The organism is Sutterella massiliensis (assembly GCF_016899755.1).
Classification (GTDB): domain Bacteria; phylum Pseudomonadota; class Gammaproteobacteria; order Burkholderiales; family Burkholderiaceae_F; genus Sutterella; species Sutterella massiliensis.
This window is the reverse complement of sequence record NZ_JACJJC010000198.1, coordinates 1-660: the sequence shown is the minus strand read 5'-3', so window position 1 is coordinate 660 and position 660 is coordinate 1. Positions and strand designations below refer to the sequence as shown.

1 protein-coding gene is annotated in these 660 nt (G+C 58.0%); it reads left to right on the top strand.

Going from position 1 to position 660, the window contains the following annotated elements; translation table 11 throughout:
• Positions 1-7: 7 nt before the first annotated feature.
• Positions 8-660 (top strand): conjugal transfer protein TraG N-terminal domain-containing protein (locus H6A60_RS12140; protein ID WP_205104988.1); only part of this gene is annotated, 653 nt, incomplete at its 3' end.

The window sequence follows — 660 nt, the reverse complement described above, 5'->3', positions numbered from 1 at the left end:
GTGCATCATGTCCGGGACTCGGCAGTTCAATCTTCACCAGGTTTTTCTCGGGTTTCTTTGCTACCTTTGTTTTTTCGGTCCGTCTGTGACGGTCCACATCGAAGACGCCTACACGGGAAATGTCCGATCCGTCGACAATGTGCCGATCGGTGCAGGCGTTGCCGGGACGCTCATCTCAAGCGTCGGCTACGGCGTCACACAGCTTTTCGAGCAGGGCTACAGCGATGTCGATCGCATGACCGAGCGTGCGTTCGGCGAGTCGCTTCAGCTTCTTAACAACGTTCGCTCGCTTTCTTACGATGCTTCGATTGTCGATGCGGCCTCTACGGCGCTCGGACCGGACTCCGATCTTCGAAAAACACTCGACAACTACATGCGAGAGTGCACCATGCTCAAGATCGTCGTCGGTCAGGGAACGCCGGAAGAGATCTATACCGGCGGCTTCGACGCACTCGGCTTCCAGAGCACGATCTACGGCACGCAGGTCTTTCTGCCGGGGCAAAACGGAACCAACATGGACTGTGCGGCCGCTTGGCAGCAGCTCAAGCCGCGTTTCCTGCAGGCGGTGGACAGTCCTCAGGCAGCTGCCGCTTTGAATCGTCTTGCGGGCGCCAGGGACGCGCAGGGGCAGATTCAAACGTCATACGACAAGATCACGGA